This window comes from Burkholderia sp. AU17457 (assembly GCF_002223255.1).
GTDB classification, from domain to species: Bacteria; Pseudomonadota; Gammaproteobacteria; order Burkholderiales; family Burkholderiaceae; genus Burkholderia; species Burkholderia sola.
Genome location: NZ_NKFB01000003.1, coordinates 1145050 through 1167537, shown reverse-complemented (window position 1 = coordinate 1167537; position 22488 = coordinate 1145050). Strand labels below are relative to the sequence as shown.

Annotated in this window: 17 protein-coding genes; 8 read left to right on the top strand and 9 right to left on the bottom strand. The window is 64.9% G+C overall.

Annotation, left to right across the window (positions count from 1 at the left end):
- Nucleotides 1–17: 17 nt before the first annotated feature.
- From CFB49_RS08005 to CFB49_RS07995, 3 genes are all read right to left on the bottom strand, one after another.
- On the bottom strand, nt 18–512 hold the full coding sequence (locus tag CFB49_RS08005; RefSeq protein WP_089491090.1) for a TadE/TadG family type IV pilus assembly protein: 495 nt from the start codon (nt 510–512) through the stop codon (nt 18–20).
- Nucleotides 509–1003, bottom strand: a complete 495-nt coding sequence (locus CFB49_RS08000) for an A24 family peptidase (protein ID WP_089491089.1) — start codon at nt 1001–1003, stop codon at nt 509–511. Before CFB49_RS08000 ends, CFB49_RS08005 begins: the two co-directional genes overlap by 4 nt.
- A gap of 87 nt (nt 1004–1090) precedes the next feature.
- Nucleotides 1091–1261 carry a Flp family type IVb pilin gene (locus CFB49_RS07995; RefSeq protein ID WP_050012498.1) on the bottom strand — a complete coding sequence of 57 codons (171 nt, stop codon included), beginning with the start codon at nt 1259–1261 and terminating at the stop codon, nt 1091–1093.
- Nucleotides 1262–1938: 677 nt separating this feature from the next.
- Between CFB49_RS07995 and CFB49_RS07985 the strand changes: the two genes are divergently transcribed.
- The 4 genes from CFB49_RS07985 to CFB49_RS07970 all read left to right on the top strand — a co-directional run bounded on the left by CFB49_RS07985 (nt 1939) and on the right by CFB49_RS07970 (nt 7377).
- A complete protein-coding gene (locus tag CFB49_RS07985; protein WP_089491088.1) occupies nt 1939–3528 on the top strand; it encodes a collagen-like triple helix repeat-containing protein in 1590 nt (529 codons plus the stop codon).
- Between the two features lie 37 nt (nt 3529–3565).
- Complete coding sequence (locus CFB49_RS07980) at nt 3566–4909, top strand: collagen-like triple helix repeat-containing protein (RefSeq protein ID WP_089491087.1); 1344 nt, start codon at nt 3566–3568, stop codon at nt 4907–4909.
- Between the two features lie 144 nt (nt 4910–5053).
- Nucleotides 5054–6739 (top strand): ShlB/FhaC/HecB family hemolysin secretion/activation protein, encoded by a 1686-nt coding sequence (locus CFB49_RS07975; RefSeq protein WP_089491086.1) that lies wholly within the window; start codon nt 5054–5056, stop codon nt 6737–6739.
- Between the two features lie 176 nt (nt 6740–6915).
- Entirely contained in the window at nt 6916–7377 is a 462-nt protein-coding gene (locus CFB49_RS07970) for a DUF2147 domain-containing protein (protein ID WP_089434946.1), read from the top strand.
- Nucleotides 7378–7479: 102 nt separating this feature from the next.
- Here CFB49_RS07970 and CFB49_RS07965 read toward each other — a convergent pair whose 3' ends face one another.
- From CFB49_RS07965 to typA, 6 genes are all read right to left on the bottom strand, one after another.
- Complete coding sequence (locus tag CFB49_RS07965; RefSeq protein ID WP_179234868.1) at nt 7480–7890, bottom strand: transposase; 411 nt, start codon at nt 7888–7890, stop codon at nt 7480–7482.
- Between the two features lie 149 nt (nt 7891–8039).
- The gene (gene zapE / locus CFB49_RS07960) at nt 8040–9137 is read right to left on the bottom strand and encodes a cell division protein ZapE (protein ID WP_059499047.1); all 1098 of its coding nucleotides are present in this window, start codon (nt 9135–9137) and stop codon (nt 8040–8042) included.
- 100 nt (nt 9138–9237) lie between these two features.
- A complete protein-coding gene (lpdA, locus tag CFB49_RS07955) occupies nt 9238–10668 on the bottom strand; it encodes a dihydrolipoyl dehydrogenase (protein ID WP_089434944.1) in 1431 nt (476 codons plus the stop codon).
- A gap of 81 nt (nt 10669–10749) precedes the next feature.
- Entirely contained in the window at nt 10750–12027 is a 1278-nt protein-coding gene (gene odhB, locus CFB49_RS07950) for a 2-oxoglutarate dehydrogenase complex dihydrolipoyllysine-residue succinyltransferase (protein WP_089491085.1), read from the bottom strand.
- A 135-nt stretch (nt 12028–12162) separates the two neighbouring features.
- Complete coding sequence (locus CFB49_RS07945) at nt 12163–15027, bottom strand: 2-oxoglutarate dehydrogenase E1 component (protein ID WP_069621374.1); 2865 nt, start codon at nt 15025–15027, stop codon at nt 12163–12165.
- 317 nt (nt 15028–15344) lie between these two features.
- Nucleotides 15345–17171, bottom strand: coding sequence for a translational GTPase TypA (gene typA / locus CFB49_RS07940; protein WP_006490690.1), 1827 nt, complete (start codon nt 17169–17171; stop codon nt 15345–15347).
- A 304-nt stretch (nt 17172–17475) separates the two neighbouring features.
- On the opposite strand from typA, the gene CFB49_RS07935 reads away from it, so the two are divergent.
- The 4 genes from CFB49_RS07935 to CFB49_RS07920 all read left to right on the top strand — a co-directional run bounded on the left by CFB49_RS07935 (nt 17476) and on the right by CFB49_RS07920 (nt 22406).
- On the top strand, nt 17476–17967 hold the full coding sequence (locus CFB49_RS07935; protein WP_069621373.1) for a MarR family winged helix-turn-helix transcriptional regulator: 492 nt from the start codon (nt 17476–17478) through the stop codon (nt 17965–17967).
- 87 nt (nt 17968–18054) lie between these two features.
- The gene (locus CFB49_RS07930; RefSeq protein ID WP_089434943.1) at nt 18055–19551 is read left to right on the top strand and encodes an efflux transporter outer membrane subunit; all 1497 of its coding nucleotides are present in this window, start codon (nt 18055–18057) and stop codon (nt 19549–19551) included.
- A 52-nt stretch (nt 19552–19603) separates the two neighbouring features.
- Complete coding sequence (locus CFB49_RS07925) at nt 19604–20818, top strand: HlyD family secretion protein (RefSeq protein ID WP_089491084.1); 1215 nt, start codon at nt 19604–19606, stop codon at nt 20816–20818.
- 28 nt (nt 20819–20846) lie between these two features.
- A complete protein-coding gene (locus CFB49_RS07920) occupies nt 20847–22406 on the top strand; it encodes a DHA2 family efflux MFS transporter permease subunit (RefSeq protein WP_089434942.1) in 1560 nt (519 codons plus the stop codon).
- Nucleotides 22407–22488 lie beyond the last annotated feature (82 nt).

Genomic DNA, 22488 nt, shown 5'->3' with positions numbered 1-22488 from the left:
GACGCCGTCGCTGCCGTCTATATGATGTTGACCGGGCTGATCTGCACCATCGCGGTTCCGGTGAGTGTCGACGGCACCGGCAACAGCGAACCGAGCAGCGGGAACGACGGAATCAGCGGGCTCTGCGAGTACGGGTAGGTCAGCGTGATCTGGACGCACAGCATCGTCGCGTCGTACGAACAGTTGCCTTGCTGCGTGGGCGAGCATGTCGCCCCTTTCAGCCAGGTGGTCAGGTTCGTCGCGGCCGTGCATGCGGCCTGGGCCCGCGCCGCCAGCGCGGCTTGCTGCGCGGCCTGCACCGATGCGGCCGCACCGACCTGCTGATAGTTCAACGCGGCGCGCGCGCCTTCGGTTGCGGCAAGCGTCAGGTTTTGCTGGGCCGCGAAGATCATTCCGTACGTGATGATCGCGTACAGGATCAGGAAGAACACCGGGAGCATCAACGCAAATTCGATCGCCGTCGCGCCGCGCTCGCGACGCCGCATTCCGGATGCCGAACGAACCGCCGTCATTGCATTCCCCCGGTCGCGATCCGATACAGGCACCACAGCGCCGCGGGGATCACGAGAAACGCCGCATACGGCGAGGCCCGGAAACCGGCAATCTGCATCGTGGGGGAACGTCGCTGCCACAGTGCCGACACCGGCGTACGGGTAGCGAAGACCAGCGTGCCCGCATGCGCGAATGCCAGCAGGCTCGCGACGATCCAGAGCCACAGCAGCGCATGCGGGCCGCACCATGCGCCCAGCACCGCGAATACCTTGACGTCCGCGGCGCCCATGACGCGCAGCACAAAAAACGGGAAAAGAGCGAGAAAGCCGACCAGTACGCCGATGAGCGCGTGATTCACGGATATGCCGAATGGATTATGTCCGGCGAGCACAAATGCAGATACGAATCCACCGACCACCAGTGAATTCGGTATGCGCCTATGCCGGATGTCCTCGAGCGCGACGAGCGTCGCCCACGCGAGGAAAACCCCGACGCCAGTTAGCAGGATCATTTACGCCCCGAACGGCAAAACTTACCGCGCGGATTGCCGAAGCAATCCGCGCCCCTGACAACAGGGAAATGAGCAAAAGCTCGTTCGTTATGCCTTCGGCAACTGGTTCGCGATGTAGCTGAACGCCCCGGAAATGCCGCCCGTCAACGTGCCAACGGCAGTGACGAGAGCAACGGCGATCAACCCTGCGATGAGACCGTACTCGACCGCGGTAACCCCGTCTTCTTCCTTAAGGAAACGCTTGATGATTGCTTTCATTTTATTCCTCGTGCCTGCATTTACGTTTTCTGGCCTTTTATACGTATCGATCCCCGCATATCTGGCCGTTTGCCCCAACCGTTCGCCACATCTGCTGTAACGTCAACCGGGTGCGCTTTCTTTATAGGTCGCCCCGAAGGGCATTGCTCACGATTTGATGCAAGTTAACATTCGCGATAGCGCTCCTCCTCGAACGTAGTGTACCGAACCGTACATTTCCTTACATCTGCTCCCGATTCTATATCCGATCCTATTTAAGTTCCAACCTCTTTTAACCGCTCTGACGGGAAAAAAAGACCAGGAGCACGACGTATTTGTACGGCGTTTCGGTACGACTTACACATAGGATTTACGATAGGTTAGATGTGCACACCTAATCCACCAGTAAAACCATTGCCGTGTCCACCAAGCCTGCGGGGGACCCACGTTACGCCGCACGCGTAACGCCAATGTTGTGACGTTACGTTACGAAACGGCCGAAACCGTTCTCATTCATCCGCTCTTAAACAGATTCAACAATCTTTCAATTTCCGGAAGTCCCTTTTCCGACAAGGAATTGCCTCGTTTAAAACCCGTTGTCGAACCGTCGGCCATCGAAATGGCACGACAGTTGCAGAGTAGTCCTCGCATCACTCAACACAACGCAGTTCACAACACATTTTTAATGCGAGGAAGAAATGGACATTAAGGTTATCCCTCATGGCGTGTTCCGGACGACTCTGATCGCGGCCACCGTTGCAGCCATGCTCTCCCTCTCCGCGTGCGGCGGCTCCGGCTCCATCAGCCAGGGCCTCGGCGGCGGCTCCAGCTCGGGCGGCGGCGATACGATCTCCACGTCGGGCGGCAACGGCACGAGCGGCACCTCGGGTACGAGCGGCACCTCCGGCACCAGCGGGACCTCGGGCACGAGCGGCACGTCCGGCACCTCCGGTACCAGCGGAACCTCGGGTACGAGCGGCACGTCCGGCACCAGCGGAACGTCGGGAACGAGCGGTACGTCCGGCACCTCGGGTGTCTCGTCGAACGCCGTGGGAACTGTCCTCGCACAAACCAGCACGATCGCCACGGGCCTCGGCAGCACCGTCACGGGCCTCGGCACCGTCATCGCCGGCCAGTCGCTGCCGGGCGTCAATCCCGCCACCACGCAAGCCGCAGGCGGCATCGTGCAAAGCGTAGGCGGCGCTGTCACTGCGCTGGGCAACGGCCTCGGCAGCGGCCTCGGCCAGCTTGGCGCGACGAAGGACCCGGTCGGCACCACGGTCGCCAGCACCGGCGGCGTGGTCAATCAGCTCGGCGGCGCAGTCACGCAAACCGGCAATCTGGTCACGAGCCTCGGCAGCGGCCCGCTGTCGCCGCTCGCGCCTGTCACGGGCGCCGTCGGCGGCCTCGTATCGACGCTCGGCGGCGCCGTGTCGAACGGTGGCACCACGCTCACCAACGCGCTGTCGACCGGCCCGATCCAGCAGGTCACGCAAACGGTCAGCTCGGCCATCACACCGATCACGACGATGGTCGGCCAGACGACCCAGACGATCGGCGCGGCAACCGGCCTCGGCGCACCGGTCAACACGCTGCTCGGCACGGTCGGCAACGGGCTGAACCAGGCCGGCGCCCTGCTCGCATCGACGGGAGGCAACCCGGTCACCACGGGCCTCGGCGGCACCATCTCGTCGACTGGCAACACCGTGAAGGCCGTCGGCGGCCTGCTTACGGGCAGCACCGGCGGCGCGACCAACCCGCTCGCCCCGCTCACGGGTCTCGTTTCCACGGTGACCGGCGCACTCGGCGGCGCAACGGGCGGCGGCAGCGGCCCGCTCGCTCCGGTCACAGGCCTTGTGTCGACCGTCACCGGCGCACTGGGCGGCGCAGCAGGCGGCAGCGGCGGCCCGCTCGCTCCGGTGACCGGCCTCGTCTCGACGGTCACCGGCGCACTGGGCGGCGCAGCAGGCGGCAGCAGCGGCCCGCTCGCTCCGGTTACCGGCCTCGTCTCGACGGTCACCGGCGCGCTCGGCGGCGCAACGGGCGGTACCAGCGGCGGCCCGCTCGCACCGGTCACGGGTCTCCTCGGCGCCGTCACCGGCGCACTCGGCGGCGTAACGGGCGGCGGCAATCCGATTGCAGCTCCGGTCCCCGCAGCCACCAGCACCGTCAGTGCGCCGGCGCTGAGCGGCAGCACGGGTGCCGTCACGAGCTCCGGCTCCGGCACGAACCTGCTCGCACCCGTCACGTCGCTGATCGGCGGCTTGCTCGGCGGCACGCACAAGTAATCCGACATCCATTCATCGACAAGACAGCGAGGAGTCCATCATGCCCCAGCGTTCCAACACGACGACCACCCTGCGCCAATGGCGCGTACCCCTTACCGTTTTCGCAACGGCCTGCCTGCTCGCCGCGTGCGGCGGCAACAGCGTCAGCGCGCCGCCGAGTGCCAGCACCAGCGGGACGAGCGGCACCAGTGGCACGAGCGGTACCAGCGGGACGAGCGGCACCAGCGGCACGACGACCGGTACCAAAGGCGCCGTCAGCACGCTCGGCCAGACCGCGACCGACCTTGGCAGCACCATCGGGAACGTCAGCCTGCCGGGCCTCGGCGACGGCGTGACGAAGGGCGTCGGCAGCACCGTGTCGAGCACCGGCACGATCATCGACGCGGCCGCCGATGCGTTGAGCAACGGGCTCGGCCAGACCGGCTCGATCAAGGATCCGGTCGGCACGACGGTCGCCGGTCTCGGCAACGTCGTCGGCGCGACGAGCAACACGGTGTCCGGCCTGAGCTCGACGGTCAAGGCGCTGGGCACGGGCCCGCTGGCGCCGCTCGCACCGGTCACGACGTCGGTCGGCTCCGTGCTCGACACGGTCGCCAACGGCCTGACGGCCGCCGGCACGACGATCGGCTCGACGCTGTCGTCGGGCGCCGTGCAGCAGGTCACGCAACCGATCAGCTCGGCGATCACGCCGCTCGTGATCACGGCCGGCCAGGTCACGCAGCAGGTCGGCACGACGACCGGCCTCGGCCAACCCGTCTCGGGCCTGCTCGGCCAGATCGGCGGCGCCATCAGCTCGGCCGGCAAGCAGGTCGGCGGGACGTCGAGCCAGCCGCTCGTCGGCGACGTCGGCCAGCTCGTGACCGCGGTCGGCAACACCGTGACCAACGCGGGCGGCCTCGTCAATCCGAACGGCCCGAACGGCGCAGCCCCGATCCCCGGCCTGATCACGAGCCTCGTCGGCGGCTCGACGGCAACCGTTCAGAACGGCTCGTCGTCAAGTTCCGGTTCGACGAACCCGCTCGGCGGCCTGCTGTCGGGTCTCGGCTCCACGCCGCTCGGCTCGCTCACCGGCGCAACGGGCGGCTCGGGCAGCGGCCCGCTCGCACCGGTCACGGGCCTCGTCTCGACGGTCACCGGCGCGCTCGGCGGCGCGACGGGCGGCGCAGGCAGTGCAAACCCTCTCGCGCCCGTCACCGGTTTGCTGAATACTGTCACCGGAGCAGTGGGTGGTGCAGCAGGGTCCGGGGGCTCGAGCCCGCTCGCGCCGGTCACGTCGCTGGTCGGCAGCGTGTCGGGTACGGCATCGTCGGGCGGCGCTTCGACGGGCCTGCTGGCGCCGGTCACGGGGTTGCTGGGTACGCTGGGTAGCGTCGGCAAGTAAGGAGGACGGCCGCGCCATCGCAGCCGGAGCGAATGGCGCGGCCGTACGAATACAACCGGCATGGCGGCACGCGGCGCGCGACACCCAGGTGTCGCGTGCCGGCATTACAAAGAAGACGAAAAGCAAGGCCTACGAGGAAGAACAATGAAATCCAGACTCGACAGATGGATGATGATGCTCGCCATCGCGGCAGCAGGCACGGCACAGGCGCAAACGCGCGTCGGCGGCAACCCGCTCGATTCCCTTCCCCAGATCAACGCACCGAAGACGGGCCCGAACGTCACCGTTCAGGTCGCGCCGCAGGCGCCGCAATTACAGGAGCTGCTGTCGCGGCACCTGACGCCGAAGACGTTCCAGGTTGAAGGCGTGAAGTCGATACCGTTCGAGGAAATCACGCGCCGCTTCACGCCGCTCGTCGGCAAGGACATCACGATCGGCGAGCTGATCGAAACCGCCAACGGCGTGACGAAGCTGTACCAGGAACGCGGCTACGCGCTGTCGTTCGCGTTCGTTCCCGCGCAGACGTTCGAGAACGGCGTCGTGCGCATCACGGTGGTCGAAGGCTATGTGTCGGACGTCAAGGTCACCGGCAAACCCGGCGCGATGGAACCGAAGATTCGCGCGATTGCCGCGCACATCACGGCCGATCGCCCGCTGCGCCGCGCGACGTTCGAGCGTTACGTGAACACGTTCGGCCTGTTGCCCGGACTCACGGTGAAGGCGAACGTGCCGCCGCCGCAAACCACCGACGGCGCGACGACGCTCGAACTTGCGGTCGATCGCAAGCCGTTCAACGTCAGCACGGGGATCGACTTCAACCACCCGGGCGTCCAGGGCCTCATCACCGCGACCGAAAACGGCCTGACACGTTTCGGCGAGCAGTTGAGCATTTCGGCGCTCGCGCCGCCGGGACGCGATAAACAGACCTACTTCGCGTTCAGCGGCGCGGTGCCGGTCGGCAGCAACGGCCTGATCACGCGCCTCGATGCCAGCACGTATCGCGGCAAGCCGACCGACAATCCCGGCCTGCCGTCGTCGGTCGAGCGCACGGTCAAGAACGAGAAACTGGGTCTTTCGGCTTCCTATCCGATCTTGCTGAACAATCAGCGCAGCCTGCTCGGCACGGTGTCCGGCTATGCGTCGCACAACGAAGACCGTTACCAGAGCAAGATCAACGGCAACAGCATCGACACGCGCTCGCAAGTCCGCGTGCTGCAGATGCAGCTCGACTACACGAGCGTCCAGCCGAAACAGGTGCAGAAGCTGAGCGTCAACGTCGCGAAGGGCTTCAACATCCTCGGCGCGTCGAAAGCGCAGGACATCACCATCGGTACGACGACGACCTCGGTGGACAGCCCGATCTCGCTGACCTTCGTTCGCACCGGCGCGACCTTCACGCAGACGAACGAATGGCCGTTCCGGATCGGCACGTCGGTTTCGCTGACCGGGCAATACAGTCCCGACTCGCTGCCGACGTCCGAACAGGTCTCGTTCGGCTCGACCCGTTACGCGCTCGGCTATCAGCCGGGCGAAACGTCGGGCGACTCGGGCTGGGGGATGTCGCTGGAAATCAACCGCGGCTTCACGCCGGGCTGGACGTATCTGAAATCGATCACGCCGTACATCGCGTACGACATGGCGCGCGTATATCTGCACGCGGGCACGCCATCGCCGAATCGCATGTCATCGGTCGGCATCGGTGTGCGGCTCACGGACAGCCGCTACTACAGTCTCGACCTGAACGTCGCCAAACCGGTCGGCGATGCGCCGGTCGAAAGCGCGTCACGCAGCCCGCGCATCAACGCGGCGTTCTCTTATCAGCTCAACTGATCGGTCACCACAGAGTCACGAAACGGCCAGCGTCATGCTGGCCGTTTCGATTAGAGTCCCCTCTATCAAACGCGGCGTGCGGTTTCACGTATTCTGGCGAAGCTCGCAACATGCCCGCCCCATGCAGACGGTCGTGCGAGCGAATCGAACCGACATGCAAAACAAGGAGGACGACAATGATTCAACTGACCCGCCCGTTGCGCGCAATCGCCATCGCCGGCGCCCTGCTCGCATGCGCAGCCCCCACGTTCGCACAAGCCGACAGCCCCGTCGGCATGTGGCAAACGATCGACGACAACACCCATCAACCGAAGGCACTCGTGCAGATCGCCGAGGACGGCGACGGCGCGCTGACGGGCAAGGTCGTCAAGGGCCTCGGCGCGAACGATACGCCCGATCGCCGCTGCACTGCGTGCACGGACGAGCGCAAGGATCAGCTCATCAAGGGTATGACGATCATCAAGGCGATGAAGAAGGACGGCGACCACTGGGACGGCGGCAACATTCTCGACCCGGAGAACGGCAAGGTCTACAAGTGCAAGATGACGCTTGAAGACGGCGGCCAGAAGCTCGTGGTGCGCGGCTACATCGGCGTGTCGCTGCTGGGCCGGTCGCAGACCTGGGTTCGCCAGCAATAACGCCGTACGCGCCAGAACGCGCGGCTCAATGAAAAATCGGCCTGCGACGACGTCGCCAGGCCGATTTCTTTTGGTGCGCGCACAACGAAAAACCGATGGGCCTCACGCCGCGTGCTTCATCGCATCCGATGGATAGCTGCCCGGCGCACGATACGCCGGTGCCGCGTTGCTACGCGCCTCCGCCGCCTTCGATTGCGTGTGCTTGCGCATCCGCGCGGACAGTTCATTGCAGAGATTCATGCCGGCGTCGCCATAGAGCTCACGCATCACGTTCATCAGCGTGCCCGTTTCGTGCCACACCTTGAAGCGTCGGTGGCATGTTTGATACGACGGGTAACGGCGCGGCATGGCCGACCATGTGGCACCACTGTAGATTATCCAAAGCACACCGTTCAGCACGGCCCGCGTATTGGCTAACGGCCGGCCGCGCAACTCGGTGCGCGGCTGCATTTCGGGCAGAAGCGGCGCGACGCGGCGCCATTCGTGGTCGGTCAAATCGCGATACGGTGTCATGGACATCTCCAGCCTTAATAACCATGACACCACAATATCGGCTCACCTCAACGATGAATATAAGACAAATCCGAAAATACCCGGAGATTCGCTGAATTTAACCGAAATTGACGTTTAAATGCCGCCAATTACCCAAACCAGCAATCGGTTCAGGTCAACGACGTATCGACGATGCGGCGCGGTGTTTCGAGATACTCCTTCGACTGCATCTCGACGATGCGCGACACCGTACGCGCGAATTCGTTGGCCATCGGCCCTTCGACGTACAACGCCTCGGCCGGCACCGCCGCCGACATCAGCAGCTTGACCTTGTGGTCGTACAGCACGTCGATGAGCCACGTGAAGCGGCGGGCCTCGGACGCCATCCGCGGCGACATCTGCGGCACCTCGGACAGCACGATCGCATGGAAGCGGCTCGCCAGTTCGAGGTAGTCGTTCTGCGAACGCGGACCGCCGCACAGCGTCGCGAAATCGAACCACACGACGCCATCCGCCTTGCGCAGCGCCTTCAGCTCGCGCTTCTCGATATGCAGGATCGGGCTCTCGTCGGGCACGGCCGCGAGCTTGCCGAATGCATGGCGCAATTCGCGATCGGCCTCCGCGCCGAGCGGCGTGTGATACATCTTCACCTGCGCGAGCGTGCGCTGGCGATAGTCGACCCCCGCATCGACGTTGAGCACGTCGAGCTTTTCCTTGATCAGCGCGATCGCCGGCAGCATGCGGTCGCGATGCAGGCCATCCGGATACAGGTCATCGGGATCGTAATTGGACGTCATCACGAACTGCACGCCGTTGTTGAACAGGCGGTCGAGCAGACGGTACAGGATCATCGCGTCGGCGATGTCCGACACGTGGAACTCGTCGAAGCAGATCAGCCGGTAACGCTTCGCGATGCGTCGCGCGAGTTCGTCGAGCGGATCGGCCTGCCCTTTCAGTTCCTCGAGCTCACGGTGCACTTCGCGCATGAATTCGTGGAAATGCAGGCGCGTCTTGCGCTGCACGGGCACCACCGCGTAGAAGCTGTCCATCAGGAAGCTCTTGCCGCGGCCGACACCGCCCCACATGTAGACGCCGCGCGGGAGATCCGGGTGATTGATGAGCTTCTTGAACGCGTTCGAGCGGCGCGCCTTGTAGTCGACCCATTCGTCGAAACAGCGCTGCAGGCGATCGACGGCCGCGCGCTGAGCGGGATCGGACTGATAGCCGCGCGTAGTCAACTCGCGCGTGTAGTATTCGGTGACGTTCATCAGGGCAAACCGGAAAAAACAAAGGCGAGCGGGAAAACCCCGCCCGCCCTCGTCATGAGACGGTTGCGCCAGCCGGTGGCCGGCCGGCGCTATACCGCGCTCAGCTGTTCAGCGAGCGCTTGTCGACCGCGAGCGCCGCTTCGCGCATCACTTCCGACATCGACGGGTGCGGATGGCAGATGCGGGCGATGTCTTCCGACGCCGCCTTGAACTCCATCGCCACCACGGCTTCCGCGATCAGGTCCGACGCGTTCGCCGCGATCACGTGCACGCCGAGCAGCTCGTCGGTCTTCGCGTCCGCGATCATCTTCACGAAACCGTCCGGCGCGTTCATGCCGAGCGCGCGGCCGTTGATCGAGAACGGGAACTTGCCCGTCTTGATCTCGCGGCCTTCGGCCTTCAGCTGCTGCTCCGTCTTGCCGACCCATGCGATTTCCGGGTACGTGTAGATCACCCACGGAATGCAGTTGTAGTCGATGTGCGGCTTCTGGCCGTCGATCACTTCCGCGACCAGCACGCCTTCGTCTTCCGCCTTGTGCGCGAGCATCGGGCCGCGCACCACGTCGCCGATCGCGTACACGTTCGGCACCGCCGTGCGGCAGTGGTCGTCCACGTCGATGAAGCCGCGCTCGTTCGCCTTCAGGCCGATTGCCTCGAGGCCGAGGTTGTCGGTGTTCGGCACGCGGCCGACCGACACGATCAGGCGGTCGGCGTCGAGCGTCTGCGCGTTGCCGTCCTTGTCCGTGTAGGCGATCGACACGCCGTCGGCACTCGTCTTCACGTCGCCGATCTTCACGCCGAGATGGATGTCGAGGCCCTGCTTCTTGAACAGCTTCGCCGCTTCCTTCGCGAGCGCTTCGTCGGCTGCGCCGAGGAATGCCGGCAGCGCTTCGAGCACCGTCACTTCGGCGCCCAGACGACGCCACACCGAGCCGAGCTCGAGGCCGATCACGCCCGCGCCGATCACGGCGAGCTTCTTCGGCACCGAGTCGAACGTCAGCGCGCCTTCGTTGTCCGACACGATCTTGTTGTCGACCGGGATGTTCGGCAGGTGACGCGCCTTCGAGCCCGTCGCGATGATCACGTTCTTCGCGGTGACGACTTCGGTTTCGCCCTCTCCGCTCACTTCGATCTGCACGCCGGCGTCCGTCTTGCCGGTGAACTTGCCATGGCCCTTCAGCCAGGTGATCTTGTTCTTCTTAAACAGGAACTCGATCCCGCTCGTCATTTTCTCGACGATCGCGTCCTTGCGGCCGAGCATCTTCGCGACGTCGATCTTCACGCCGTCGACCGTGATGCCGTGGTCGGCCAGATGATGCGACGTGTTCTCGAACTCTTCCGACGACGCGAGCAGCGCCTTCGATGGGATGCAGCCGACGTTCAGGCAGGTACCGCCGAGCTTCAGCGCGCCGGCCGGGTTCTTCCACTTCTCGATACAGGCAACGGTCTTGCCGAGCTGCGCGGCGCGAATCGCGGCGATGTAGCCGCCGGGGCCGGCGCCGATCACGACGACGTCAAATTCCTTGGACATGACAATCCTTTCTACTTGTACGCCCGCACGCTCGCGCAGGTGCGCGAGCGTGCGGGGCGGGTCAATGCAGTGAGACTCGGCTTACAGGTCGAGCAGCAGGCGGGCCGGATCTTCCAGCGCATCCTTCATCGCGACGAGCGACAGGACGGCTTCGCGGCCGTCGATGATGCGGTGGTCGTACGACAGCGCGAGGTAGTTGATCGGGCGAATCACGATCTGGCCGTTTTCGACGACCGGGCGCTCCTTCGTCGCGTGCACGCCGAGGATGGCCGACTGCGGCGGGTTGATGATCGGGGTCGACAGCATCGAGCCGAACACGCCGCCGTTCGAGATCGAGAACGTACCGCCCGTCATTTCCTCGATCGACAGCTTGCCGTCCTTCGCCTTCTGGCCGAATTCGGCGATCTTCTTCTCGATCTCGGCGAGGCTCAGCTGATCCGCGTTGCGCAGGATCGGCACGACCAGGCCGCGCGGCGAACCGACCGCGATACCGATGTCGAAGTAGCCGTGGTAGACGATGTCGTTACCGTCGATCGACGCGTTCACGAGCGGGAACTTCTTCAGCGCGTGCACGGCCGCCTTCACGAAGAACGACATGAAGCCGAGCTTCACGCCGTGTTCCTTCTCGAACTTGTCCTTGTACTTGTTGCGCAGTTCCATGACCGGAGCCATGTTCACTTCGTTGAACGTCGTCAGGATCGCGTTGGTCTGCTGCGATTCGAGCAGGCGCTCGGCGATACGCGCACGCAGGCGCGACATCGGCACGCGCTGTTCCGGACGATCGTTCAGCCAGGTCGCTGCCGACGCCGGCACCTTCACTTCCGGCAGCGCCGGCTTCGCAGCAGCGGCCTTCGCCGGTGCGGCGGCCGGAGCCGCCTTCGGTGCGCTGCCTGCGGCCAGCGCGTCGCCCTTCGTGACGCGGCCGTCGCGGCCCGAACCTGCGACGTCGCCGGTCGACAGCCCCTTCTCGGCCAGCAGCTTCGCCGCGGCCGGCGATGCGGCGGCCGAGCTCGATGCGGTTGCAGCGGCCGGTTGCGCGGCCGGTGCGGCTGCAGCAGGCGCTGCCGCCGGCTTGACTTCGGCGGCGCCCGCCGCGGCTTCGGCAGCACCTGCCTTCGCTTCGGTGTCGATCGTCGCGATCACCTGATCGGCGACCACCGTGTCACCGTCGTTCTGCAGCACTTGCGCGAGCACGCCCGCGGCCGGTGCCGGCACTTCGAGGACGACCTTGTCGGTCTCGAGTTCGATCAGGATTTCGTCCTGCGCGACTGCTTCGCCCGGCTTCTTCTTCCACTGCAGCATGGTGGCTTCCGACACCGACTCCGACAGCTGGGGGACTTTGACTTCTACGATAGCCATGTGATTTTCCTGGATGCTTAATCTGGGGTGTGACGAGGTTCGTGCGATTCCCTCGGCCGGTGCGGCGCGCGACGCGCCCGGCGGCCATAAGGGACGGGAAAGCGCCGCGCGCCTTCCCGTTTCGCTTGACGTCGGTTATTTCGCGATCGATGCGCTCTTCAGGCGGCCGAATGCACCTTCGATCAGGGCCTTCTGCTGCTCGTAGTGCTTCGCGTAGTAGCCAACCGCCGGCGAGGCCGAAGCCGGACGGCCGCTGTATGCCAGCTTCTGCCCTTCCTTCATGCCTTCCTTCAGGTGGTGCTCGACGTAGAACCAGGGGCCCTGGTTCTGCGGCTCGTCCTGCACCCAGACCACTTCAGTCGCGTTCTCGTACTTCTTCATTTCGGCTTCGAACTGCTTGTGCGCGAACGGATACAGCTGCTCGATACGGATGATCGCGACGTCGTTCGCCTTCGCTTCGCGGCGGTGCGCGACGAGGTCGTAGTACACGCGGCCCGAGCACACCAGCACGCGCTTGACCTTCTTCGCGTCGATGCCGCCGTCGGTTTCGCCCAGCACCGGCTGGAACGAACCCTTCGCCAGTTCCGACAGGTCCGACACCGCTTCCTTGTGACGCAGCAGCGACTTCGGCGTGGCGACGATCAGCGGCTTGCGGAACAGGCGGATCATCTGGCGACGCAGCAGGTGGAAGATCTGCGCCGGCGTCGTCGGCTGGACGACCTGCATGTTGTGGTCGGCACACAGTTGCAGGAAACGCTCGATACGCGTGGACGAGTGTTCCGGACCCTGGCCTTCGTAGCCGTGCGGCAGCAGCATCGTGAGCCCCGACACGCGGCCCCACTTCACTTCGCCCGACGAGATGAACTGGTCGATCACGACCTGCGCGCCGTTGACGAAGTCGCCGAACTGCGCTTCCCACAGCACGAGCGTGTTCGGCTCGGCGGTCGAGTAACCGTATTCGAAGCCCAGCACCGCTTCTTCCGACAGCACCGAGTCGATCACCGTGAACTTCGCCTGACCGTCGGCGATGTTCTGCAGCGGCACGTACGTGCCGTCGTTCCAGCGCTCGCGGTTCTGGTCGTGCAGCACCGCGTGACGGTGCGTGAACGTGCCGCGACCCGAGTCCTGACCCGTCAGGCGCACCGAATAGCCCGATGCGACGAGCGACGCGAACGCAAGATGTTCGCCCATGCCCCAGTCGAGCGGCTGGTCGCCGCGCGCCATGTTGCGACGGTCGTTGATCACGCGCTCGACGAGCGGGTGAACCTTGAAGTTTTCCGGGACCGTCGTGATGCGTTCGCCCAGGCGCTTCAGTTCGGCGAGCGGCACGGCCGTGTCGGCTGCGTCCGTCCACTTGCGGTTCAGGAACGGAACCCAGTCGACCGCGTACTTGCTCTTGTAGTTCGACAGGACCGGATCGACGGTGTGGTGGCCGTCGTCCATCGCCTTGCGGTACGCCTTCACGTAGTTGTCGGCGTCTTCCGCGGTGATCACGCCCTGCTGCACGAGCTTCTCGGCGTACAGCGCACGGGTGCCCGGGTGCTGCGCGATCTTCTTGTACATCAGCGGCTGCGTGACCGCCGGCGTGTCCTGCTCGTTGTGACCCAGCTTGCGGAAGCAGACGATGTCGATCACGACATCCTTGTGGAACTGCATCCGGTAGTCGATCGCGATCTGGATCGCGAGCACGACGGCTTCCGGATCGTCGCCGTTCACGTGCAGCACCGGCGCTTCGATCATCTTGACGACGTCGGTACAGTACAGCGTCGAGCGCGCGTCGCGCGGGTCGGACGTCGTGAAGCCGATCTGGTTGTTGATGACGATGTGCAGCGTGCCGTGCGTGCCGTAACCGCGCGTCTGCGCGAGGTTCAGCGTTTCCATCACGACGCCCTGGCCGGCGAAGGCCGCGTCGCCGTGGATCTGCACCGGCAGCACTTGCAGGCCGTCTTCGTCGCCGCGACGGTCCATCCGCGCCTTCGCAGAACCTTCGACCACCGGGTTCACGATTTCGAGGTGCGAAGGATTGAACGCGAGCGACAGGTGGACCGGGCCGCCTTCCGTCGACACGTCCGACGAGAAGCCCTTGTGATACTTCACGTCACCGGCCGGCAGGTCGTCGACGTGCTTGCCTTCGAATTCGGCGAACAGGTCGGCCGGCATCTTGCCCAGCGTGTTGACCAGCACGTTCAGACGGCCGCGGTGCGCCATGCCGATGATGATTTCCTGCACGCCGCGCTTGCCCGCGTGCTGGACGACTTCGTCCATCGCCGCGATGAAGCTTTCGCCGCCTTCGAGCGAGAAGCGCTTCTGGCCGACGTACTTGGTGTGCAGGTAGCGCTCGAGGCCTTCGGCGGCCGTCAGGCGATTCAGGATGTGCTTCTTCTTGTCGACCGAGAACGACGGCGTCGCGCGGGTCGATTCCAGACGCTCCTGCCACCAGCGCTTCTGTTCCGGGTCGCTGATGTACATGTACTCGGCGCCGATCGTGCCGCAGTACGTGTCGCGCAGGCCCTTGACGATGTCGCGCAGCGAAGCCTGGTCGAAACCGAAGTACAGGTTGCTGGCGCTGTACGTCTGGTCGAGATCGCCTTCGGAGAAGTCGTAGAACGCGGGTTCGAGCTCGGGAATGGCGGGACGTTCGCGACGCTTCAGCGGATCGAGGTTGGCCCATTGCGAGCCGAGGAAGCGGTAGGCGCTGATCAGCGACTGGACGTGCACCTGCTTGCGTGCGGTCGCGAGGTTGCTCGTGCTTTCGCGCGGGATGAAGGCATTGGCCTTCGCGCGCTCGGCGAACGATTCGACGATCGGGAAGTGAGCGACGTCATTGGCGTTGGAGCCGTCCGTCGCAGGCACGTTCTGCAGCGCGTCGAAATACTCTCGCCAGTTCTCCGGCACCGATGCCGGATTGTTGAGGTATGCATCGTACAGTTCTTCAACGTACGAAGCATTGCCGCCGAACAGATAGGAGTTCAGCTGAAACTGCTTCATTACATCTGACATTTTACGCTCACCTTTCTTCGAGCTTCTCGAGAAATAGCGGGTTACTCAACCTTCCGCGACACGGCCTGACCGTTTAGCGGATTGCGAATCAAGTCTTGCTTGGAAGGACCTAAAACTTGCGTGCGCGCAGCATATCACAGAACCGATACCGGAGTTCACGGCGAAATGTGCCCGAAAGCACCGCGCGGCGGGGTTTTGCCGGATTGTCGCGACCCGCCGGAACAGTGTTTTGCAGGCAATCCGGTTGCGCGATGCGCGGATGCAAAAAAGGCTGCCCGAAGGCAGCCTTTTTCGTCGTGCTCGGGAACGGTCGATGCTTAGTCGACCGCGCCTTCGCGGCTCGCGCGGCGACGCTCGTGCTCCTTCAGGAAGCGCTTGCGCAGGCGGATCGACTGCGGCGTCACTTCGACGAGCTCGTCGTCGTCGATGAATTCGACCGCGTACTCCAGTGACATCTGGACCGGCGGCACGAGACGCACGGCTTCGTCGGTACCCGACGCGCGCACGTTGGTCAGCTGCTTGCCCTTGATCGGGTTCACGACGAGGTCGTTGTCGCGGCTGTGGATGCCGATGATCATGCCCTCATACAACGCGTCGCCCGGCTTCACGAACATGCGGCCGCGATCCTGCAGCTTCCACAGTGCGTAGGCGACCGCTGCGCCGTCGTCCTGCGAGATCAGCACGCCGTTGCGGCGCTCGAACACCGAGCCGTCCTTGACCGGTGCGTACGAGTCGAAGATGTGGCTCATCAGGCCCGTGCCGCGCGTGAGCGTCAGGAATTCGCTCTGGAAGCCGATCAGGCCGCGCGCCGAGATCTTGTATTCCAGGCGCGTACGGCCGCGGCCGTCCGACGCCATGTCGAGCATTTCACCCTTGCGGCGGCCGAGCTCTTCCATCACGCCGCCCTGGTGTTCGTCCTCGACGTCGACCGTCAGCAGCTCATACGGCTCGTGACGCACGCCGTCGATTTCCTGCATCACGACGCGCGGACGCGACACGGCCAGCTCGTAGCCTTCGCGGCGCATGTTCTCGACGAGGATCGTCAGGTGCAGTTCGCCGCGGCCCGACACTTCGAACACCGTTTCGTCGCCGGTATCCTTCACACGCAGCGCGACGTTGTGGTTCAGCTCCTTCATCAGGCGGTCGCGGATCTGGCGGCTCGTCACGAACTTGCCTTCGCGGCCGGCGAGCGGCGACGAGTTGACGAGGAAGTTCATCGTCAGCGTCGGTTCGTCGACGGTGATCATCGGCAGCGCTTCCGGCGTGTCGACCGCGCAGATCGTCGCGCCGATGCCGACGTCTTCAATCCCGTTGATCAGCACGATGTCGCCCGCTTCGGCCGATTCGACCTGCACGCGCTCCAGACCCTTGAACGACAGCACCTGGTTGATCTTGCGGTTCAGCACGTCGCCTTCCGGGCCGAAACGCATCACGACCGGCTGGCCCGGCTTGATGCGGCCGCGCGTGATGCGGCCGACGCCGATCCGGCCGACGTACGTCGAATAGTCGAGCGACGTGATCTGGAGCTGCAGCGGCGCTTCCGGATCGGCCGGGCGAACCGGCACGTGCTCGAGGATCGCCTCGAACAGCGGGCGCATGTCGCCTTCGCGCGCCGCCGGGTCGAGCGACGCATAGCCGTTCAGGCCCGATGCGTAGACGATCGGGAAGTCGAGCTGCTCTTCGGTCGCGCCAAGCTTGTCGAACAGGTCGAAGGTCTGGTTGATCACCCAGTCGATCCGCGCGCCCGGACGGTCGATCTTGTTGACGACGACGATCGGCTTCAGGCCGAGCGCGAGCGCCTTCTTCGTGACGAAGCGCGTTTGCGGCATCGGGCCCTCGACCGCGTCGACGAGCAGCAGCACCGAGTCGACCATCGACAGCACGCGCTCGACTTCGCCGCCGAAGTCCGCGTGCCCCGGGGTGTCGACGATGTTGACGTGCGTGCCTTCGTATTCGACCGCGCAGTTCTTCGCGAGAATCGTGATCCCGCGCTCTTTTTCGATGTCGTTCGAGTCCATCACCCGCTCCGCAACCTGCTGGTTGTCGCGGAAGGTGCCGGACTGGCGGAGCAGCTGGTCGACGAGCGTGGTCTTGCCGTGGTCGACGTGGGCAATGATGGCGATATTGCGAAGGGCGCGGGTCATAGAAACCTGGAAATCGTTTGAACGCGCAAACGCGCGCGCTCGTTTTTCACGGCGCGCGCGTTGCAGCTTGGAGAGCCTCAAATTATAGCACGTACTCGTGTCGACGGCTGACCCGCGCGCTGCAACGCAACAAAACGGGCTGCGCCAACCCGCTTCGCCCCCTCCGCGCCCGGACGAAAAACCTTATCGAGATAAGGGATTCTCGCCGTGCTGAGCACGCGCTTTGCCGTTCGATTAACATTTGCCGCGGCAAGCAATTGTACCTATACTGCTGCCTAGTCAACTATTGCAGCTTCAGGGTTTTATGTCGGATTCTCCTACCCCACCGCCCGTTTCGCCGTTGTCCACGTATCAGATGAACGACAGCGTCGGTTATCTGATGTCGCGCGTGAAGTCCGTGATGACCAACCTCGTCACGCAACGCACGCAGGAAGAGCTAGGCATCACGGGCACGCAGGCGAGCATGCTGTTCATGATCGCGGTCGGCAAGTGTTCGACGGCCGCCGAACTGGCGCGCGAATACGGGATCGACGCAAGCGCGGTCACGCGCCTGCTCGACCGGGTCGAGAAACGCGGCCTGCTGTCGCGCGTGCGCAGCATCGAGGACCGGCGCGTCGTGCGCCTCGAACTCACCGACGAAGGCCGTGCGCTGGCCGAACGGCTGCCGCCCATTTTTCGCAGCGTGCTCGACCAGGTGCTGGACGGGTTTACGCCGGAAGAAGTCGGGTTCCTGAAGAGCATGCTGCGCCGCATTCTCAGCAACTATTGCGAAACGGCCGGCGGCAGCATCACGTAATAGTTGCCATAACAATTACTTTTGACAGATTAATGTAAGGAAATCCTTGCAGTGTCCATCATTCATTCCGAGTCAGGGGTTAGCGCGATGAAAACCTCCCCGTTGTCCGTGCGCGCCGGGTCGTGCCGCGCCGCCGTCGCCGCCGCGGTCGCCGCGCTGGCGCTGGCGGGCTGCGCGAATTACATCGGCATCAAGAGCGACAAGCAGATCGCCCCCGCGTCGCAATTCGAATCCGCCCAGAGCCTGCCCGCCCAGGGCGGCCAGTGGCCGGCGCTCGACTGGGCCAGCCAGTTCGGCGACCCGCAACTGCCGAAGCTGATCGACGAAGCGCTGCAGGGCAACCCGTCGATCGCCCAGGCGCAGGCGCGCATCGCGAAGGCGTCGTCGTACATCGAATCGTCCCGCTCGAACCTGATGCCGAAGGCCGAAGCCAGCTATTCGTGGACGCGCGAGCTGTATTCGTCGAACGCGCTGTTCCCGCCTCCGTACGGCGGCCAGTGGTACAGCGAGAACAATGCGCTCGCGAGCGCGTCGTGGGAACTCGACCTGTGGGGCAAGAACCGCGAACGCCTGCACACGGCCGTGTCGCAGGAAAAGGCCGCCGAAGCCGACATGCAGCAAGCGCGCATCACGCTCGCGTCGTCGGTCGCGCGCACCTACAACTCGCTCGCGCAGCTCTATGCGCTGCGCGACATCGCGCAGCGCGAGATCACCAACCGCGAGACAGTCGGCAAGATCACCGACGGCCGCGTCTCGGCCGGCCTCGACACCAACGTCGAACGCCAGACGGCCCGCGGCAATATCGCGACGACCCAGGCTTCGCTGTCGGACCTCGACGGCCAGATCACGACCGTGCGGTACCAGCTCGCCGCGCTGCTGGGCAAGGGTCCGGATCGCGGGCTGCAGATCGCGGCGCCCGTGATGAACCCGAGCGGCGACGTCACGCTGCCCGGCAACCTGCCGGCCGATCTCGTGTCGCGCCGCCCCGACATCGTCGCCGCGCGCTGGCAGGTCGAAGCCGCGATGCACGACGTGAAGGAAGCGAAGGCCGAGTTCTACCCCGACGTGAACCTCGCGGCCGGCTTCGGCTTCGATGCGTTCGGCTGGGGCAAATTCCTGAACTTCGCGAGCCGCCAGGCGCAGTTCGGCCCGGCGATCCACCTGCCGATCTTCGATGCCGGCGCGCTGCGCGCCCAGCTCAAGGGCCGCTACGCCGACTTCGATCTGTCGGTCGCGAACTACAACCAGACGCTGATCAGCGCGCTGAACGACGTCGCGACGCAGGTCGCGTCGATCCGCGCGGTCGATCGCCAGATGGGCGACGCGCAACGTGCGCTCGACGCATCGACGCGTGCGTACGATCTCGCGGTCATCCGCTACAAGGCCGGCCTGTCGCCGCAACTGCAGGTGCTGACGGCGGACAGCAACCGCCTCGCATCGGAGCAGACGGTGACCAACCTGAAGATGCGTCGCCGCGACATGCAGCTCGCGCTGATCAAGGCGCTCGGCGGCGGGTTCGACGCGACCGGCACGCCACTCGCCGCGCCCGATGCGGCCACGCCGACCAAACAAGCCGCCAACTGAGCCGGCGCCACCACTACGCAGACACTCGAAATAACGGACGGAGAAAATCGCCATGAGCGACCAACAAAACGCCGCCAGCGCGCAGCCGCAGAACAACGGCAAGCGCAAACGAATGATGACGCTGCTCGTCGCGGTCATCGTGATCGCGGCCATCGCGTACGGCCTGTACTACTTCCTCGTCGCCCGCTTCCATGAAGACACCGACGATGCGTACGTGAACGGCAACGTCGTGCAGATCACGCCGCAGGTCACCGGCACCGTGATCGCCGTGAAGGCGGACGATACGCAGACGGTCAAGGCCGGCGACCCGCTCGTCGTGCTCGACCCGGCCGATTCGCAGGTCGCGCTGCAGCAGGCGGAAGCGAACCTCGCGCAAACGGTGCGCCAGGTGCGCGGCCTGTTCGTCAACGACGACCAGTACCGCGCGCAAGTCGCGCTGCGCCAGTCCGACCTGTCGAAGGCGCAGGACGACCTGCGTCGTCGCCTCGCCGTCGCGCAGACGGGCGCCGTGTCGCAGGAAGAAATCTCGCACGCCCGCGACGCGGTGAAAGCCGCGCAGGCATCGGTCGATGCCGCCCAGCAGCAACTCGCGTCGAATCGTGCATTGACCGCGAACACGACGATCGCATCGCACCCGAACGTGATGGCCGCCGCCGCGAAGGTGCGCGACGCGTACCTCGCGAACGCGCGTAACGTGCTGCCGGCGCCGGTCACCGGGTACGTCGCGAAGCGCTCGGTGCAGGTCGGCCAGCGCGTGTCGCCCGGCAACCCGCTGATGTCGGTGGTGCCGCTCAATGCCGTGTGGGTCGACGCGAACTTCAAGGAAGTCCAGCTCAAGCACATGCGCATCGGCCAGCCGGTCGAGATGACGGCCGACATCTACGGCTCGTCGGTCACGTATCACGGCAAGGTCGTCGGCTTCTCGGCCGGCACGGGCTCGGCGTTCTCGCTGCTGCCGGCGCAGAACGCGACCGGCAACTGGATCAAGGTCGTGCAGCGCCTGCCGGTGCGGATCGAGCTCGACCCGAAGGATCTCGACAAGCATCCGCTGCGCATCGGCCTGTCGATGCAGGTCGACGTGGACATCAAGGACGAACGCGGCGACCAGCTCGTCAACGCGCCGAACACCGTCTACGAGACCAACGTGTTCGCGAAATACGGCGACGAAGCCGACGCCGAAATCGCGCGCATCATCGCCGAAAACGCAGGCGGCAACACGTCGGCGCCGGTCGCGGCGAAGCAGAACAGCGCCGCGAAAATGATGTAACCGCTCCGACTCCGGAAAGACAACCGACATGGCACAGGCTCCTGTCTCCTACCCGCCCCTGCAGGGCGGGCAACTCCTGCTCGGGACGATCGCGGTATCGCTCGCGGTGTTCATGAACGTGCTCGACACGTCCATCGCGAACGTCGCGATCCCGACCATCTCGGGCGACCTCGGCGTGTCGTCCGACCAGGGCACGTGGGTCATCACGTCGTTCGCGGTCGCGAACGCAATCTCGGTGCCGCTGACCGGCTGGCTGACCGACCGTTTCGGGCAAGTCCGCCTGTTCCTCGCGTCGATCATCCTGTTCGTCATCTCGTCGTGGATGTGCGGGCTGGCGCCGAGCCTGCCATTCCTGCTCGCATCGCGCGTGCTCCAGGGCGCCGTCGCGGGCCCGATGATTCCGCTGTCGCAAGCGCTTCTGCTGTCGAGCTATCCGCGGGCGAAGGCGCCGATGGCGCTCGCACTATGGGCGATGACGACGCTGATCGCCCCCGTCGCGGGCCCGATTCTCGGCGGCTGGATCTCGGACAACTATTCGTGGCCGTGGATCTTCTACGTCAACATCCCGGTTGGCATCGCCGCCGCCGCCGCGACGTGGATGATCTACCGCAATCGGGAGTCCGCCGTGCGCCGCGCGCCGATCGACGGCGTGGGCCTCGCGCTGCTGGTCGTCTGGGTCGGCTCGCTGCAGATCATGCTCGACAAGGGCAAGGATCTGGACTGGTTCGCGTCGACGACCATCGTCGTGCTCGCGCTGACCGCCGTCATTGCTTTCGCGTTCTTCGTGATCTGGGAGCTGACCGCCGAGCACCCGGTCGTCGACCTGTCGCTGTTCCGCATACGAAACTTCACCGGCGGCACCGTCGCGCTGTCGATCGGGTACGGCCTGTACTTCGGCAATCTCGTGCTGCTACCGCTGTGGCTGCAGACGCAAATCGGCTACACCGCGACCGACGCCGGCCTCGTGATGGCGCCGGTCGGGTTGTTCGCCATCCTGTTGTCGCCACTCACCGGGAAGTATCTGCCGCGCACCGATCCGCGCTTCATCTCGACGGCGTCATTCCTCACGTTCGCGCTGTGCTTCTGGATGCGTTCGCGCTACACGACCGGCGTCGACGAATGGTCGCTGACGCTGCCGACGCTCGTGCAGGGCATCGCGATGGCCGGGTTCTTCATCCCGCTCGTGTCGATCACGCTGTCCGGCCTGCCCGGCCACCGCATTCCCGCGGCTTCCGGCCTGTCGAACTTCGTGCGGATCATGTGCGGCGGCATCGGCACGTCGATCTTCCAGACCGCGTGGGATCATCGGAACAACTTCCACCACGCGCAACTGGTCGAGCAGGCGAACCCGTACAACCCGACGTTCAACCAAGCCGTCACCCAGATGGGCAACCTCGGGCTCACGCGGGAGCAGGCACACGGCCTGATCAACAACATGGCCACGCAGCAGGCTGCACAGCTCGGCGTGAACGATCTGTTCTACATTTCGGCGGCGATCTTCGTGCTGCTGATCGGACTGATCTGGATCACGAAGCCCGAACGCGCGGGCGGCGGCGATGCAGGTGCAGCGGCGTCGGCCGCGCACTGAGCGCCACGTTCAACGCAACGTACCCAACAAAAAACCCGGCCGACCTCGACCGGGTTTTTTAATTCCGCCGATGGCGCTTGCG